Here is a 14,387-nt window from a genome sequence, read left to right on the forward strand (position 1 = left end):
CGCGCGTTCCAAAAATCGGGGCAGACGTGCGCCTGCCCGATTTGCTTTAGTGAATGGCCATCTGCACGACTTTCACGATGACGAGACCCACTGCGACGACGAGGTAGGTGCGCAGCACGCCCATCCATACACGTGTCGACAACGTCAGGTGCTGCGGCGCCGACAGGTCTTCGAGCGGCGGCATGCGCCACGTGTTGCGCAACTCCTTGAGGGCTGGCTTGGTGAGCGGCAATGCACCATGACCGACATCCGCGCCGCGCGACTTGCGCGAGAGTTCCACCGCGGCGTACACGGCCATGGCTAGCCCGCATCCTCCCACGAGAATCTTGACGATCGCCGCCCCGCTGATGTCCGGAAACACGGTGGCCGCGGTCAGGATGATCGACAGCACGACGAGCACGGCAATCACTGCACCCGTAAACACATTCAGTTTCTTCGAATTCACCCACGGGCCAAGCACCGCCTTGTCATTGCACAACAGCAGCAGGAACACGGTTGCGCTCGGCAGCAGTACGCCGGCAAGCGTCTGCACAGCTTCAGTCAACAGGCCAAGCGGGCTGCCCGGCATCAGCACGAGGGCCGCAGCGAGCGCAATGATGCCGAAGTAGACGAGATAGAAACCCTTCGCGTCAAGCACGCTACGATGCAGTGAGTGTTTGACCTTGAACACATCGCCGATCGCGTAGGCGGTCGAGAGCGAAACAGCGGCAGCGCCAATGATCGACGCGTCGAGGAGCGCGACGGCGAAGATCGTAGCGGACGTCTGGCCGACGTATTTGTGGAGACCCGCAATTACGCCACCGGCATCAGTGAAGTTGCCGAACTCGGGCCGGCCTTCAAAGAGCGCAGCCGTGAAGGCCATCATTGCCACGGCGCCAATGATCACGAACGCGATACCAATCCAGAGGTCGGCCTTTTCGTACTTCATGAAGCGCGGGGTGATGCGCTTGTCGATCACATAGCTCTGCTGGAAGAACAGTTGCCACGGCGCGACGGTCGTGCCGACAATGCCGATGACAAGCAGCATCACGTCGGAGAGCTTCGCATTCTTCGGCCAGGTCGGCACGAGGAAGTCGCGCGCGATGACGCCGACAGGCGGGTGTATCGAGACGAGCACCGGGATCAGCAGGAGGCTCAGCAGGCACAGCACGATCGCAAAGCGTTCGAAACGCCGGAAATCGCCGGTACTGACCGCGGCCATCGTCAGGACCGCGGCGATGCAAACGCCCAGAACCTTCGACACGCCGAGGAAGTCGAGTGCAAACGTAATGCCGATGAACTCGGTGACGATTGTGAGTGCATTGAGCAGGAAGAGGTCGATGACGCTGAAGGCCCCCCAGAACTTGCCGAAGCGTTCGAAGATGAGGCGGGCGTGACCGACGCCGGTCACGGCACCGAGGCGCAGGACCATTTCCTGGTTGACGTAGAGAACCGGGATCAGGAGAGCGAGCGTCCAGAGCAGCGACGTGCCGTAATTCTGGCCAGCTTGCGTGTACGTGCCGAACGCGCCGGCGTCGTTATCACCGACCATGACGATGAGGCCGGGGCCGAGGATGGCCAGCAGCGTGCGCAGACGCGCCATCCAGTTGCTGCGCGGGGCGGTGTCGTGGTGAGCGATCGTGCCGAAGGCGCCCTTGATATCGCCGACGTGTGCGTCGTCGAGCACAGCGGCGCGGCGCTGCGCGATGTTTGCAGGTGTGGTGGACATTTGGACTTATTCCTTATCGGTAACGCCTGAATTTGATACCCGGAAGGCCGGCGGGTTGCCGCGTGCCGGAGGTAACGCCACCGGCCGTCAGTGAGCGAGCTTCCTGAGGGTCGCCCGGATGGCGGCGACCACACGAGCCGATGCGTGCGAACGGGCGTCGAGCGCAAGCACGCCGTTGTAGTGCGAGCGAGCTTCTTCGACGTGCGGAAGTTGCGGAAGAAGGAGTGCGAAGTGCATGATGATTTCTCCAATAACTTGAAACGTGGCGCCTTTGACCAGGCCTGCTCTCGTTTCAGTTCACGCGCGCCGAAGCGCCCGGGCGTGGTGGAGGAACGTGTGCGGCCAGATGTCAGGCGAAGCGAGCGGCGTTCGGCGAGAACGCGTACTGTGTCGTGCAGGAACAAGGCTCAGGGTCGGGCATCGTGAACTCCTCTGGCGTTTGGGTCCGATTCAAGCTTGACGGACGTGTTTAACTGCACGCCGGATTCGCGCGACATCAGGTGCGCGAAAACGGCGTGAACAAGCGGCGCCGCGAGCCAATGGCTCGACGCGCCGAAACGTCTGGACAAATGCGCATTAGCGCGCACGTGTCCATGACGGCGTCCAATCGAAGTGATGCGCGGGAGAGAAACTCGGTAAGCTACTGCGGCGCGCACCGTCTGCCTGATGGCAGGACGGCGGCTAAGGAAGAATCCAGGCGGGCGTCGTGCCGGTCAGGCAGAAAAACTATTCGAAGGTCGACTACTGCAACTGTCCAAGGCATATGCCCCTTTCGTGGAAACAGGCGAATTCTAGTGACGACGCGCAAACCGAGTCAACGAAAATTTCGAAGATTTTTCTTTCGAATCCGTTACTGGCAGTGGATGCAAATCATTCGCATAAGTCTTCGTTGCGCATTCACGCAGCAGAGACTATGTCTCGCGAGTTTGCGTTCGGTATCCCTTTTTCAAGCTACTAAGCACTGCGTGACAATTTCTGCTTGCACGTTCGCAGACGGCGCGCATAGAATCCGCCCTGTCTTAGAAACAGGAGAGTCCTTCGTGGACGCAAGCCCTAGTAGTCGATCTTGTACGCCGGCCTGTGCCGGCACCCAGACTGCAATCGCGCGTTAGCGACGCCGGACTTTCCTTCCTGCCGCTGACTCCGATTGTCGGGTCAGCGCGCTTCTTCTGGACCGCCTGTGTGGTCTATCTGTAGCTCGCTCCCATTTTTGCTTAAGAACACCGACAGCGCTTGATTGCGCTGGCGGCGTGCCGCTTATCGAACGTTGCCCGGCCTGGCCGGGCTCGACGGGAGTTGAATCATGCATATCGAACGCTTTCTTCACGTCTCACGCGCTTACCTGCGTACGACGCTGGCAATCGCACCGCGCCGCGAACTTGACGGACCAGCCCAGCTCTGGGGGCGCCCAGGCGCCCTCCCACCCGAGGCAGTGCAACGCGGCACCTCGGTCGCGGCCCTCTGGACCACGTCAAAACGTAACACCGGCACTACTTCATGGCCCGCCTGAGCCGGCCGTCGCGAATACGACCCCTAAAACTGCCGCCTGCAGCGAGTTGACGCCGAACACCTTCCTGCTTCGGCGTCGCTCATTCATCAGTTCATTTACCAGAAGAAAGCAAAAATGATCTCCTTTGCCACGCCCACACAAAACGACAATTGCATTGGCACGCGAGGCCTCCTCGACCCATCCTCGCGCATTAAGCCGCTCAGCGCCACCGCAGCGCTGTTGATTGCGCTGACCGTCGGCACATCCGATCCGGCCTACGCACAGTCGCAGTCACCCGCTCCCATATCGGCGGACCACGACTCCGCCCCAGCAACGAACACCGACGCAAACGCGGCACCGGCCGACGCCGCCCCGGCGCCCTCCGGATTCTGGGAGCGCTCGAACATGCTCGGCGACATGGGCGGACTGCGCACGTTGCTGGGCGACCACGGCGTTACGTTCAACGCCCAGGAAACCAGCGAGCTCTACGGCAACTTCTCCGGCGGTATCTCGAAGGGCGCTTCATACAACGGCGCCACACAGTTCGGCCTTAACGTAGATACCGACAAGGCGTTCGGCCTGAAGGGCGGTACCTTCTTCGTCGATGCGTTGCAGATTCACGGACACGGCATCACGGCGGCACGCCTGAATTCGCTGCAAGCGGTGAGCGGCGTCGAGGCCGAAGCGTCGACGCGTTTGTGGGAACTCTGGTACCAGCAGGCGTTCGGCGACAGGTTCGACGTCAGAATTGGCCAGCAAAGCCTTGATCAGGAATTCATCATCAGCCAGTACGGCAGCACGTTTGCGAACGCGACATTCGGCTGGCCCGTGCTGGCCGCCACCGACCTTCCTGCGGGCGGCCCCGCCTATCCGCTCTCGTCGCTTGGCGTGCGCCTGCGGTTCAAGCCGAGTGATTCGATGACGATTCTCGGCGGCATCTTCGACGGCAACCCCGCGCCGGGCAACGGCGACCCTCAGCAGCTCAACGGAAGTGGCACGCAGTTCAACCTGCACAACGGCATCATGATGATCGGCGAGGTCCAGTACGCGATCAATCAGCCGCCCGCAAGCGGATCCGGGGCGGCACAGCCGAGCGGGCTACCAGGCACCTACAAGCTGGGCTTCTGGTACAACAACAATCACTTCGCGGATCAGCACCTCGACACCAACGGCATTTCTCTCGCGAGCCCCGCGTCGAACGGCGTGCCGGCCACGCATCGCGGCAACTTCAGCATCTACGCCGTCGCTGACCAGATGGTGTGGCGCCCGAGTGCCGACAGCCCGCAATCGGTCGGCGTGTTCACGCGTGTGATGGGCGCGCCGGGCGACCGTAATCTGCTCGACTTCAACATCAATGCGGGGGTCGTGCTGAAAGCGCCGTTCAAGGGCCGGGACAACGACTCGGTCGGGCTCGCGCTCAGCTACGCGAACGTCAGCTCGAGCGCGAGCGCGCTCGATCGTGACATTGCAACCTTCCGTACGCCAGGCTACCCCATGCGCTCGGCGGAAACGGTGATCGAGGCAACGTACCAGTATCAGGTTGCGCCGTGGTGGCTGCTGCAGGGCGAACTCCAGTACATCTTCCATCCGGGTGGCGGCATCCCCGATCCCAACAACAGCGGTGCACGCATCGGCAACGAGGCAGTGGCTGGAGTGCGGACGGTAATCACGTTCTGATGGTGTGACGCTGTGCGATGTTCGGGCCTACCCACGATTTTGCGAACAGGCCTGGATATACGGTCACTAAAACGCCGCGTTCGCTCCGGAAATGGTCGCGCGATTTTCCTGGGACGACTGTCGCTTAAGCGCTTCAAGGGAATGTCGCATTCGACAGTCGCAGTGAATTCGGCGCGCGCCGCCGATCGACAGATGGGAATCAAATCGTCATGCGTCGACGCATGTGCGATCGGTGGCATTCAATATGGTGGATCTGCGCCGTATCGCGGGCGTTTTCCCGCCGAACCGGCCAACGGCCGAGTCGGGTCGACTTCGGCTGACCGCGTCGAGTATTAGTCGGCAAGATCTGGTCATTCTGCAGTCGTGGTTAGCTCGTTGGCGACTTGACCCAAGCAAGTCGCGCCCGGGATCGAATTGAAGAAAGAACACTGAACACTGGCAACCACTGGTGGTGGCTTCAGATGACAGTGCACCGAAGACGAAAGTCGCATTCCCGATCTACAACCCGCAGACAATATCCCTCTGACTCGCCACGGAACGCTGCAGGTGGAACGTCGTGTGCCGCGAACAGGACGAGACTCATATTCGCACCCTGCTCTCGAATTCGATGTACTCGCAGCCGTTGCCGTTCCAGGGCCTCGTTAGCCACGACGCCGAGGGTGACCGGTCGCGTGTCGCGGTCACCGCGACCGTACGCTGGCACCCGAAATACCAGTCGAAGCTGGAACTGATGGCGAGTCGAATCGGCATGGGAAAGGGTGTATCCAGCATCAGCTGGTCAGCAAGGGACGCTGAACCCATGCCGGAATGAGCATCGACTCCGGAGAGATTGCCGAGACGTCACCCGCTGACGATGATGCCTTCACCGGCCCGGTTCAATGAAGGAGAACACATGCTAAGTCCGCACGAATACGCAACGCTGGTGATGGGACGAGACGCGCCTGCACAGATCGACAGGCAGAGACGGGAGCTAAAAACGCTGCTCGAAAAATTTGATGGGCTCTTTGCAAATCCAGCTTGAACCAGCGCCGCGATGCCTAATCGGTCATCGAAAGATCCAGAAACGGAGCGCCTGACAACGACCGTCGTTTACGCAAAATATACGGTTCTGCTTACGAATTTACATTGACCTGTCCTTTATTCGTCTCCTAAACTTTAAAAGTCTTCACTAAGGGGGCTTGCGCCTTGGACACCTGCAGTAGTCGACCTTCGAACCCATTCGCTGCCTGACCGGCAAGACGTCCGCGCCCGCCTTTCCGAGCCGCCGTCCTGCCAGCAGGCAGACGGTGCGCGTCGTAGCAATATTCCCGTGCACCTTTGATTAGCACATGTGGAGCCGCCTTCGTGCGCACCGCATGGCATCGCGCCGCCAGACTGAACTCGCGGCGCGCTGATTCGCGCCCGGTCAATTCATCTGAAAACCGGCGCGTGGTGAAACGCGTATGCAGCATTCGCCGCATGCGAACTTGAAGCAGAAAGGAGTCGAAATGCAAGACAGCGACAGTTATCCCTTATGGCAATCACCTCGATCACTAACCGAGGAAGGCAGACAGACCGCGGCCGGATGCCTTTGACGTGCCCCGTGCCCGTGTCTGCTGGCTTCCCGCAATTACGCATCCACCCAGACGCACGGAGCAATATCATGAAATTCGGCCTCCTCCTGTCGAACCTCCCGCACGTCGATGAAGCGCGCCTCCACTACGACGCGATGCTGTCGCTGCAGCGCCATGAATCGCATCGGTTTGCCATCTTCTGGCACCGTCTGAAATCGCTTTTCTCCTGAGCACCGGGCTGTGCTCCGCCATACGCGAGGGCAAATGCGGTCGTTCCGTGATCGTGTCCTCGCGTATCCCGGATTGCCAAGCATTTTCGTTTCGCAAATCCGTCACCGGGGAAGCAAACAAAATGTCCATTCCAGCAGAAACCTCAGCGGCACGCAGCGCCGTGCTAGAACGCAGCGCGGTCCTCGATGAAGCCCATCTGGGCGATATCACGGGTGCGCTGGGCACGATCGCGCACCACGACATCGCACCGCGCACGCATTGGTGGGCGCGTTTGCGTACGCTGCTTGCGATCCTCGGACCCGGTCTGATCGTGATGGTTGGCGACAACGATGCCGGTGCATTTGCCACCTATACGCAGGCCGGGCAAAACTACGGCACCACGCTGTTGTGGACGTTGCTGCTGCTGGTTCCAGTGCTTTACGTCAACCAGGAAATGGTGCTGCGTCTGGGCGCCGTGAGCGGTGTCGGACAACTTTCTTGCAGTATTCCTGATCGCAATTCTGGTATTTGTCGCCGGTACCCTCGTGACTTTTAGCGAGAGCTGTGAGGTGCCTGCGTCGAACGCCACGCGTGTCGTCGCTGATGAATTGCCGGGCAACGGATCGCTGAACGGAGCGGCGTCTCATTGCCTGCTCTATGGGAAATACTGTCTCAGCGACACTCTGCGCGGCCGATAGGAAGGCCTCAGAGAGGGCGAGGTGATGGGAGCGACGGAGTTCAATATGGGGGGACCGTTCCGCTTTTGTGACGGGCACCTCATTTCCGTACATCGGACGCTGGAAAAGGCGCGCTATCACCCATGCCGCAGCGGCATAGTGCAATCCCGATCGGAGATCTGTCGACGCGGCAAGGAGTCCAATTTCCCGCCGCGCCGCAATAGCGCTCAGGTTACTTCCACCGGACCTTTGTGAGCACGCTTCCCCGGATCTTGACGAGTCGACCAGGGAGGCTAAACGCGGACTGCCGGCGTACGAAATATTCCGAGTTCTGCAGGCGTCTCCTAGTACGGCGAAAAGATGTCTGCACTCCCAATGCTACTTGCCACGGCTGCTGCCACGTTTGTAGCAACGAACATTGATGACCTTGCCCTGCTCATCGGCTGGTTTCCAGATCGCAGCTTTCGTGCACAGCACATCGCTATTGGGCAATTTCTTGGAATCACCGCGCTAGCCGCAGCCAGCGTAGTCATTGGCTTGCTCGGGATATTGCTGCCACAGCCAATAATGGGGCTTCTGGGCCTTCTCGAACATTACGTGATACCCGCCCGGCGCGAATGTCAGTGTCCCGTTGGCCGGGACGGTCACCTTGTCGACCATGACCATCTTCGACGTGCTCCCGGTAGTCTGCGTCTGATGCAGCATGGACATGCCGAACGCTTCCGTGCTGACACCTTCGAGATCAACGGGCTTGTCACCCATGTTCATTAATTTGAAGTAGCCGCCGGACGGCACGTCGCCTGGCATCGAGCGGATCCAGCAGTCGGACACCATCATGGCGCCCGACGAAGCGGCGAAAGCGGTTAGCGAAGCAGTCACGAGCGGCAGCGCGATAACCAGGCGGAAGAAGGGGTGGTGCATGGCATAACCTCCTGTTCTACGTTAAGGAAAATGTGACGGGTCGGCGGGGCGTGGGTCGCCGCACGAGGGTGCGGCTCGATCGTCATACCGGTCGCGTGTCCACATGCCCGCTCCGCTAGCCGCCCGTCGGCGACGTGTGGCCCAGTACAGCAGCCAGCGCAAGTACGGCCAGCATGACGAGCGCTTCAACGGAGAGAATGCCGTCAAAGCGGCGTTGCGCGAGGGGGTAGTCCGAATCGCTCCGCTCGGCAAGCAAGCAGCCGCCACACGGCGCCTGACCGACGAGCGTCCGCATTGGCCAACAACGCACCGGCCGAGACGCCGCGCGAATGGCTGTTCCAACAATAGAGCGTTACGCATGCCGGTCGCGGACCGGACGTGTGAGTCCTCGATACCGGGTCATCAACCCGCAATGTTCGTCGCGCCTACTTAATAAGACCCACCGCATGCGCCTGTCCCGACACTCGTCGGAAAGAGGCGAGAAGCCGGATGGACAAGTTGGGCTACCACGCCGATGATGACGTTGGATGGGGACTTCAGAGATTCAGTAATGTCCGACGATCTGACGACATGGTTAGCGCAGATTGGCCTCGGCGCCCACGCTGCGAACTTCACCTCACAAGGAATCGACTGGGACGTGCTCGGCGATCTTTCCGACGGTGACCTGAAGGAACTAGGCCTTACGCTTGGCGACCGCAAGCGGCTCGCAAAAGAGGACTTGCAGCGCTAAACGAAGCCCACGCACATTCGCTTGTACGGGTACGGGAATCCGGAGACCCGCCATCGTCGCCTGCATCCCCAGCCATCGAGGCCGAGAGGCGTCAAATCACAGTAATGTTCATCGACCTCATCGATTCGACAGCGCTGGCGGAGCGCTTCGATCCAGAGGATATGCGACGTTTGCTAGGGGTCTACCATCAAGCCTGTGCGCGGGCAATCGAAGCTCATGAAGGTCACATCGCGCTTTATATCGGCGACGGCCTGCTCGTCTATTTCGGCTATCCGGGTGCGCACGAAGACGATGCCATACGTGCGGTACTCGCCGCGCTCGCTGCCACCACGGCGCTTCGCGATGCCAACGATCTCATCGAAACCGAGTATGGCGTGCGTTTGCATATGCGGATCGGGATCGAAACGGGACTGGTCGTCGCCGGCGCGATTGGCGCTGGATCTTCGCTGGATCACCAGGCAATCATCGGGGAGGCGCCAATCATCGCTGCAAGGCTGCAGTCGCTCGCTCCGCCCGACGCGGTCGTCGTGGGTCCGGCCGCCCAACATCTGATCGAAGGGTCATTCAAGCTTGAGGACCTTGGCCGGCGCGAACTGAAAGGGGTCACTAATCCGGTCAGGGTCCAACGTGTGCTGGCGCAAGCGGACATGATCGACCGCTTCGAAATCAGAGCCGTCCATGGGTTGACGCCGCTCATTGGTCGGGCTGCGGAACTCGAGATGATCTGGCGGCGCTGGAAGCAAAGCGTCGATGGCGAAATGCGCTGCGTGCTGCTGACCGGCGAGCCGGGAATCGGAAAATCTCGTGTGCTGCGCGCGCTCTGCGACGGCATCAGTGACGACTCGCATGTGATCGTTTCGCTTCACTGTTCCTCGTACGATCGCAACAGCCCATTTTGGCCGGTACAGCGCTGGCTACAGCGAACTTTTGGCGTCGGGGCCGGCACGTCGGATGCGTCGGATACGGAACGGATAGAGGCCGGAATCGCAAGACTTGGAGTCGATGTCGACGAGGCACTCCTGGTCCTTACAAACTTGCTCGGGATTCCGACAGGCGCGCGCCATTCGGCAATTGACACATCTTCTCCCTCCTTCAAGCGCCGGACGCTGGACGTGCTGGTGGCCGTGCTTGAAACGATGACGCGCGTTCAGCCGGTGCTTTTCGTTGTCGAAGACGCGCATTGGATCGATCCGTCATCCCTCGAGTTCGTTCGGCTCGTGGTTGAGCGGCTGCTGTCCGCGCGGTTAATGGTACTCATCACGGCGCGGCCCGAGTTTGAACCGGGGTGGACTTACCCTCATCTCGTACAACTCAATCTCGATCGGTTATCGCGCCGCGATTGCGTTGCGATGGTCGAGCGGCTGACGGGTGGCAAGCGGCTGCCGGATATCATGCTCGATCAGATCGTCTCCAAGACGGACGGCGTGCCGCTATTTGTCGAGGAACTGACCAAGGCCGTTCTCCAGGGTGATCTGTTGCTGGATGCCGGCGCCAGCTACGAGTTGAAAGGCCCGCCGCAGACGATCGCAATTCCGGACACGCTGCAGGGCTCGCTGCTGTCGAGGCTCGACCGACTGGAGCCAGCCGTCAAGGAAACTGCGCAGGTCGCGGCCACCGTGGGACGTGAGTTCGGCAGGACGTTGCTTGGCCTGATTGCTTCGAGGTCAGAGGACGAACTGCAGGAATCGCTCGACCGCCTGATTGCAGCCGAAATCATTGTTCCTGCTTCAGGGAAACTCGGTGAAGGAGACGCCTTTTTGTTCCGGCATGCATTGATCCAGGAGATCGCATACCAATCCCTGCTGCTTGCGCGTCGCCGCCACTTCCACGCGCTAATTGGCGCTGCTCTCGAAGAACATTATCCGGACATCGTCGAGCGGCAACCCGAATTGATCGCTCAGAACTTCGCCGCGGCCGACCTGCCGGATCGCGCGATTGGCTATTGGCAGCGTGCCGGAGAACGGGCGCTTGCGGGTGCCGCATACGATGAGGCTATCGCCCATGTGCAGCGCGGACTTGAACTGGTCAACCGATGCTCCTACAGCGAGCCGGATCGGGCCGCTCATCTGCTGCCTCTGCTGCTGACAAGAGGCAGGGCAGAGTTCAGACTGGCCCAACGCGAGGCGATTGCGACCTTCCGCGAGGCCGCGCGAATTGCCCGCGAACGGAAGCTCACATCGTATCTCGTGCAGGCAGCGTTGGAGTTTGACACCGCCGAGACCTTCCTCGAAGGTTCCGGCGATGCATCGCTTTCGTTGCTGGAAGAGGCCCTCGCCCTGGTCGGCACCGAGGAATCGGTCGAGCGTTGCCGCCTGTTGAGTCGCCTCGTTCGCACCGTTCATATGACGGGTGCACGCGAACAAAGTAGTGAATTTGCCCAGGAGGCCGTCGCTCTCGCCAGACGCCTGAACGATCTGCCGAGCCTGTTCGATGCATTGGCGTGCGAGTTGATGCATGTCGGGGCTCTCCCCTTAGCTGCGAACAGGTTTCTGGAGCGTGCAAGCGTGTTGCTGGAGTTGAGGCAGATGGCGGAAGATCTCGGCGATGCGCAGACCATCGGTCATGCATGCGCCCGATGTCTCGCCGGCTACCTGGAAATCGGTGAGGTGGACCGTTTCGAGAGCGCGCTGGAACGGTATCGGCAGATCGCCGCCAGCGGACAGCACTTCGTCGACAAGTGGTGCGTGACGGGGGCGCAGGCGATGCGGGCCATACTCGTTGGTGACTTCGCCGAGGCGGAGCACAAAACGCGCGACTCGTTGCGGATGGCGCAGAACGCCGACGCGAATCTCGCTACGGGTGTCTACGGCATGCAGATGTTCGCGATACGTCGCGAACAGGGCCGGCTCGCCGAGGTAGCGCCCATATTCAAGCGGTTTGTCGACGAGCATTCCGAGGACGCCACGTGGCGGCCAGGATTCATGTTGATCTGCAGTGATCTCGGCTTCGAGGCGCAGGCCCGCGACAATCTCGTTCGGCTTGCGGAATCGGAATACAGCATCCCCGTGGACAGCAAGCGGCTCGTGACGTTGACATATCTGGCGGAGGTTGCTGCCCGCCTGCGGGACGTCGAACATGCCAAGCGCATCTATGCCCTTCTCCTGCCGTTCCAGCATCAGGTCGTCACCGTTCCAGTCTTTACGCTCTGCTGTGGATCTGCGGCACGGTTTCTGGGCATATTGGCCCGTGCTCTGGGCGACTGGTCAGCCGCCGAACAGCATTTCGAATACGCGTTGCGCATGGACGAGCGCTTGCGAGCATGGCCCTGGCTCGCGCACAGCCGGTACGAATACGCGCTCATGCTGGCGGCACGCAATGGCATTAGAGATAGAGCACGTGCGCAAGATCTGCTCTCGATGGCCGCCGCCGCAGCCAAAAAACTCAAGATGTTCGCACTCGTCGAGCGTATTAGTGGCGCGCAGGCAAGAACAGGGCTCAAAAGTTAGCACAGGCTATCGCACAGTTTGACGGGCAATGTGCAGTCGCTACTCAAGGAGAATCATATGCCGCGGTTTATGATTGAACGTAATTTTGCAGAACAACTCGAGGTCACGGGCGAAAGTGCTGCAACCGTGAAGAGAATCAACGACGAGGAAGGTGTCGAGTGGCTCTTTTCGTTTCTCAGCGCGGACAAGAAGAAGACTTATTGCCTGTATGAGGCGCCCAGCGCTGACGCCATCCGCGCCGCAGCGCGCCGGGCCAATCTGCCGGCCGATGTGATCATCGAGGTAAGCGACTTGCGGCCGGAAATGTTTAACTAGAGGAAGGGGAACGATGCATCGTCCAATGGCTGAGCGCCCGTATGCAACGACAGGATTGTCGCCAACGTCATCGGCCAGCGGCGGCAACGATGAATAGACGCATTCGAGGCCGCCCGGCTGCGGCCCGTCCCTTAAGCCATAACACGCATTTGCTCAAAGCGAGGACATGGTCGAGCCGTTGAGGACGCAACGCCGAAAGGCAGAATGCCTGGGCCGTATCGCCGGTTCCGAAGGCGCGTATGACTATGACCGGTGCACGTTGCGGATTCAACCGCAGCCGTTCATTCGCAGCCGTTCATTCGCCGCTCGACCATCGAAGCTCCGACCCAGCCATGTAAGCCATTCGTCGAACTCAACGTGTAGTTCGATCACTCTATCCAGCGATTGATTCTCTTTGGGACTGAGTCTTATGAAAGACCTGCTGATTCTCGTTTCCGCAGGCAGCCGTTACTCTAGTGATGTCATTCATCAGCAGACGGAAGTTTCCAGCTTGCGTGTGGGTCGACGCCAGCTGACGATCTCCGATCCTGCAGGGCAGTGTCAGGCGTTAATGGCTGGTTTGATTTTTACCTCGAGTCAACCCTATGCGCTCAGGAAGCCAAATGATTTCCCGCATTTTGAGGCGTCGTAAGAGTGAAACGCTGAAGCATCTATGGAATGCCGTAAAAAGACTCGACTAGCTTCAACACAATACGGTGCCAGATAGACAGGGACAGTAACCATCGTTCTGATCGCGGCAAATCCGGAATAGATTGTCCAATTCGACTGTTCTCCGTTAGAGACCGGTTATGTACGAGGTCTCAGGGCATGGATGCACACGTGCATGGAGTCATGGAAGCTGTATTTTATAGGAGAGTGTCCCGTGGCAACACTGACCAACAAGACCGCCATCGTCACCGGCGGTTCGCGCGGCATTGGCGCTGCGATCGCCAAGCGGCTGGCCGCCGACGGCGCCAGGGTGGCGATCACCTACATCAGGGGAACGGACGCCGCCGCGCGGGTGGTGAAGGAGATTGAGAGCGCCGGAGGCAAGGCGATCGCGATCCAGGCGGACGCCGCCGGCGCGAACGCCGTCACGGCCGCGGTCGAACAGACCGTCTCCACCTTCGGCGGGCTCGATATCCTGGTGAACAACGCCGGCATACTCATCCCCAAGCCGTTCGAGGAGACCACGCTGGAGGAGATGGACCGCGTGATCGCCATCAATCTGCGCGGCGTGTTCGTCGCCACCCAGGCCGCGCTCAAGCACCTGAAGGCGGGCGGCCGCATCATCACGATCGGCTCCTGCGTCGGCGAGCGGAACATGATCCCGGTCCTGGCGACCTACGCCGCAACCAAGGGCGCTGTGAAGATGTTCACCCAGAGCCTGTCTCGCGAGGTCGCCCCCCGCGGCATCACGGTCAACAACATCCAGCCGGGGCCGATCGACACCGATAACAACCCCGCGGCCGGCGACTGGGCGGCGCCGCAGATCGCGATCACGGCGCTCAAGCGGTTCGGCCACGTCGACGACATCGCCGCGATGGCGGCGTTCGTCGCCGGCCCCGAGGCCAGCTACATCACCGGCGCAAGCCTCACCGTCGACGGCGGCACCAACGCCTGAGGGGCACGACTGCCATCTCCGGTGGGGCGTGGTCGTGCAACGTCCGCAATGGGGCGGA

Annotated in this window: 10 protein-coding genes and 2 pseudogenes; 9 read left to right on the top strand and 3 right to left on the bottom strand. The window is 60.5% G+C overall.

Features of this window, described 5'->3' with window-relative positions; genetic code table 11:
* Positions 1 to 46 precede the first annotated feature (46 nt).
* Together QFZ91_RS29300 and QFZ91_RS29305 are read right to left on the bottom strand one after the other, a co-directional pair.
* Positions 47 to 1,708, bottom strand: coding sequence for an Nramp family divalent metal transporter (locus QFZ91_RS29300; RefSeq protein ID WP_429569282.1), 1,662 nt, complete (start codon positions 1,706 to 1,708; stop codon positions 47 to 49).
* 87 nt (positions 1,709 to 1,795) lie between these two features.
* A complete protein-coding gene (locus tag QFZ91_RS29305) occupies positions 1,796 to 1,945 on the bottom strand; it encodes a hypothetical protein (protein WP_429569283.1) in 150 nt (49 codons plus the stop codon).
* Between the two features lie 1,387 nt (positions 1,946 to 3,332).
* Here QFZ91_RS29305 and QFZ91_RS29310 point away from each other — a divergent pair.
* The 4 genes and pseudogenes from QFZ91_RS29310 to QFZ91_RS29325 form a co-directional block, all read left to right on the top strand.
* On the top strand, positions 3,333 to 4,874 hold the full coding sequence (locus QFZ91_RS29310) for a carbohydrate porin (RefSeq protein WP_429569284.1): 1,542 nt from the start codon (positions 3,333 to 3,335) through the stop codon (positions 4,872 to 4,874).
* Between the two features lie 553 nt (positions 4,875 to 5,427).
* Positions 5,428 to 5,685 (top strand): annotated as a pseudogene (locus QFZ91_RS29315) (MgtC/SapB family protein); the annotation flags it as partial.
* A gap of 831 nt (positions 5,686 to 6,516) precedes the next feature.
* Positions 6,517 to 6,657, top strand: coding sequence for a hypothetical protein (locus tag QFZ91_RS29320; RefSeq protein WP_176384156.1), 141 nt, complete (start codon positions 6,517 to 6,519; stop codon positions 6,655 to 6,657).
* Positions 6,658 to 6,779: 122 nt separating this feature from the next.
* A pseudogene (locus tag QFZ91_RS29325) lies at positions 6,780 to 7,127 on the top strand (divalent metal cation transporter); the annotation flags it as partial.
* 697 nt (positions 7,128 to 7,824) lie between these two features.
* Here the strand turns inward: QFZ91_RS29325 and QFZ91_RS29330 are convergent.
* Positions 7,825 to 8,235, bottom strand: a complete 411-nt coding sequence (locus QFZ91_RS29330) for a copper chaperone PCu(A)C (protein WP_429569285.1) — start codon at positions 8,233 to 8,235, stop codon at positions 7,825 to 7,827.
* 550 nt (positions 8,236 to 8,785) lie between these two features.
* Between QFZ91_RS29330 and QFZ91_RS29335 the strand changes: the two genes are divergently transcribed.
* The 5 genes from QFZ91_RS29335 to QFZ91_RS29355 all read left to right on the top strand — a co-directional run bounded on the left by QFZ91_RS29335 (position 8,786) and on the right by QFZ91_RS29355 (position 14,329).
* Entirely contained in the window at positions 8,786 to 8,965 is a 180-nt protein-coding gene (locus tag QFZ91_RS29335) for an SAM domain-containing protein (RefSeq protein ID WP_429569286.1), read from the top strand.
* A 104-nt stretch (positions 8,966 to 9,069) separates the two neighbouring features.
* Entirely contained in the window at positions 9,070 to 12,411 is a 3,342-nt protein-coding gene (locus tag QFZ91_RS29340) for an ATP-binding protein (protein WP_429569287.1), read from the top strand.
* Between the two features lie 57 nt (positions 12,412 to 12,468).
* On the top strand, positions 12,469 to 12,726 hold the full coding sequence (locus QFZ91_RS29345; RefSeq protein WP_176379811.1) for a DUF4242 domain-containing protein: 258 nt from the start codon (positions 12,469 to 12,471) through the stop codon (positions 12,724 to 12,726).
* Positions 12,727 to 13,135: 409 nt separating this feature from the next.
* Entirely contained in the window at positions 13,136 to 13,357 is a 222-nt protein-coding gene (locus QFZ91_RS29350; protein ID WP_429569288.1) for a hypothetical protein, read from the top strand.
* 192 nt (positions 13,358 to 13,549) lie between these two features.
* On the top strand, positions 13,550 to 14,329 hold the full coding sequence (locus QFZ91_RS29355; protein ID WP_429569289.1) for an SDR family NAD(P)-dependent oxidoreductase: 780 nt from the start codon (positions 13,550 to 13,552) through the stop codon (positions 14,327 to 14,329).
* The last annotated feature ends 58 nt before the right edge of the window (positions 14,330 to 14,387 follow it).

Origin of the sequence: Paraburkholderia sp. JPY419 (genome assembly GCF_050435705.1) — a bacterium.
Taxonomy (GTDB): domain Bacteria; phylum Pseudomonadota; class Gammaproteobacteria; order Burkholderiales; family Burkholderiaceae; genus Paraburkholderia; species Paraburkholderia youngii.

Excerpts from the sequence above, each read along its gene's own strand:
- QFZ91_RS29330 (WP_429569285.1), bottom strand. The coding sequence starts at position 8,235 with ATGCACCACCCCTTCTTCCGCCTGGTTATCGCGCTGCCGCTCGTGACT.
- QFZ91_RS29300 (WP_429569282.1), bottom strand. The coding sequence starts at position 1,708 with ATGTCCACCACACCTGCAAACATCGCGCAGCGCCGCGCCGCTGTGCTC.
- QFZ91_RS29345 (WP_176379811.1), top strand. The coding sequence starts at position 12,469 with ATGCCGCGGTTTATGATTGAACGTAATTTTGCAGAACAACTCGAGGTC.
- QFZ91_RS29320 (WP_176384156.1), top strand. The coding sequence starts at position 6,517 with ATGAAATTCGGCCTCCTCCTGTCGAACCTCCCGCACGTCGATGAAGCG.
- QFZ91_RS29350 (WP_429569288.1), top strand. The coding sequence starts at position 13,136 with ATGAAAGACCTGCTGATTCTCGTTTCCGCAGGCAGCCGTTACTCTAGT.
- QFZ91_RS29355 (WP_429569289.1), top strand. The coding sequence starts at position 13,550 with ATGGAGTCATGGAAGCTGTATTTTATAGGAGAGTGTCCCGTGGCAACA.
- QFZ91_RS29305 (WP_429569283.1), bottom strand. The coding sequence starts at position 1,945 with ATGCACTTCGCACTCCTTCTTCCGCAACTTCCGCACGTCGAAGAAGCT.
- QFZ91_RS29310 (WP_429569284.1), top strand. The coding sequence starts at position 3,333 with ATGATCTCCTTTGCCACGCCCACACAAAACGACAATTGCATTGGCACG.
- QFZ91_RS29335 (WP_429569286.1), top strand. The coding sequence starts at position 8,786 with ATGTCCGACGATCTGACGACATGGTTAGCGCAGATTGGCCTCGGCGCC.
- QFZ91_RS29340 (WP_429569287.1), top strand. The coding sequence starts at position 9,070 with ATGTTCATCGACCTCATCGATTCGACAGCGCTGGCGGAGCGCTTCGAT.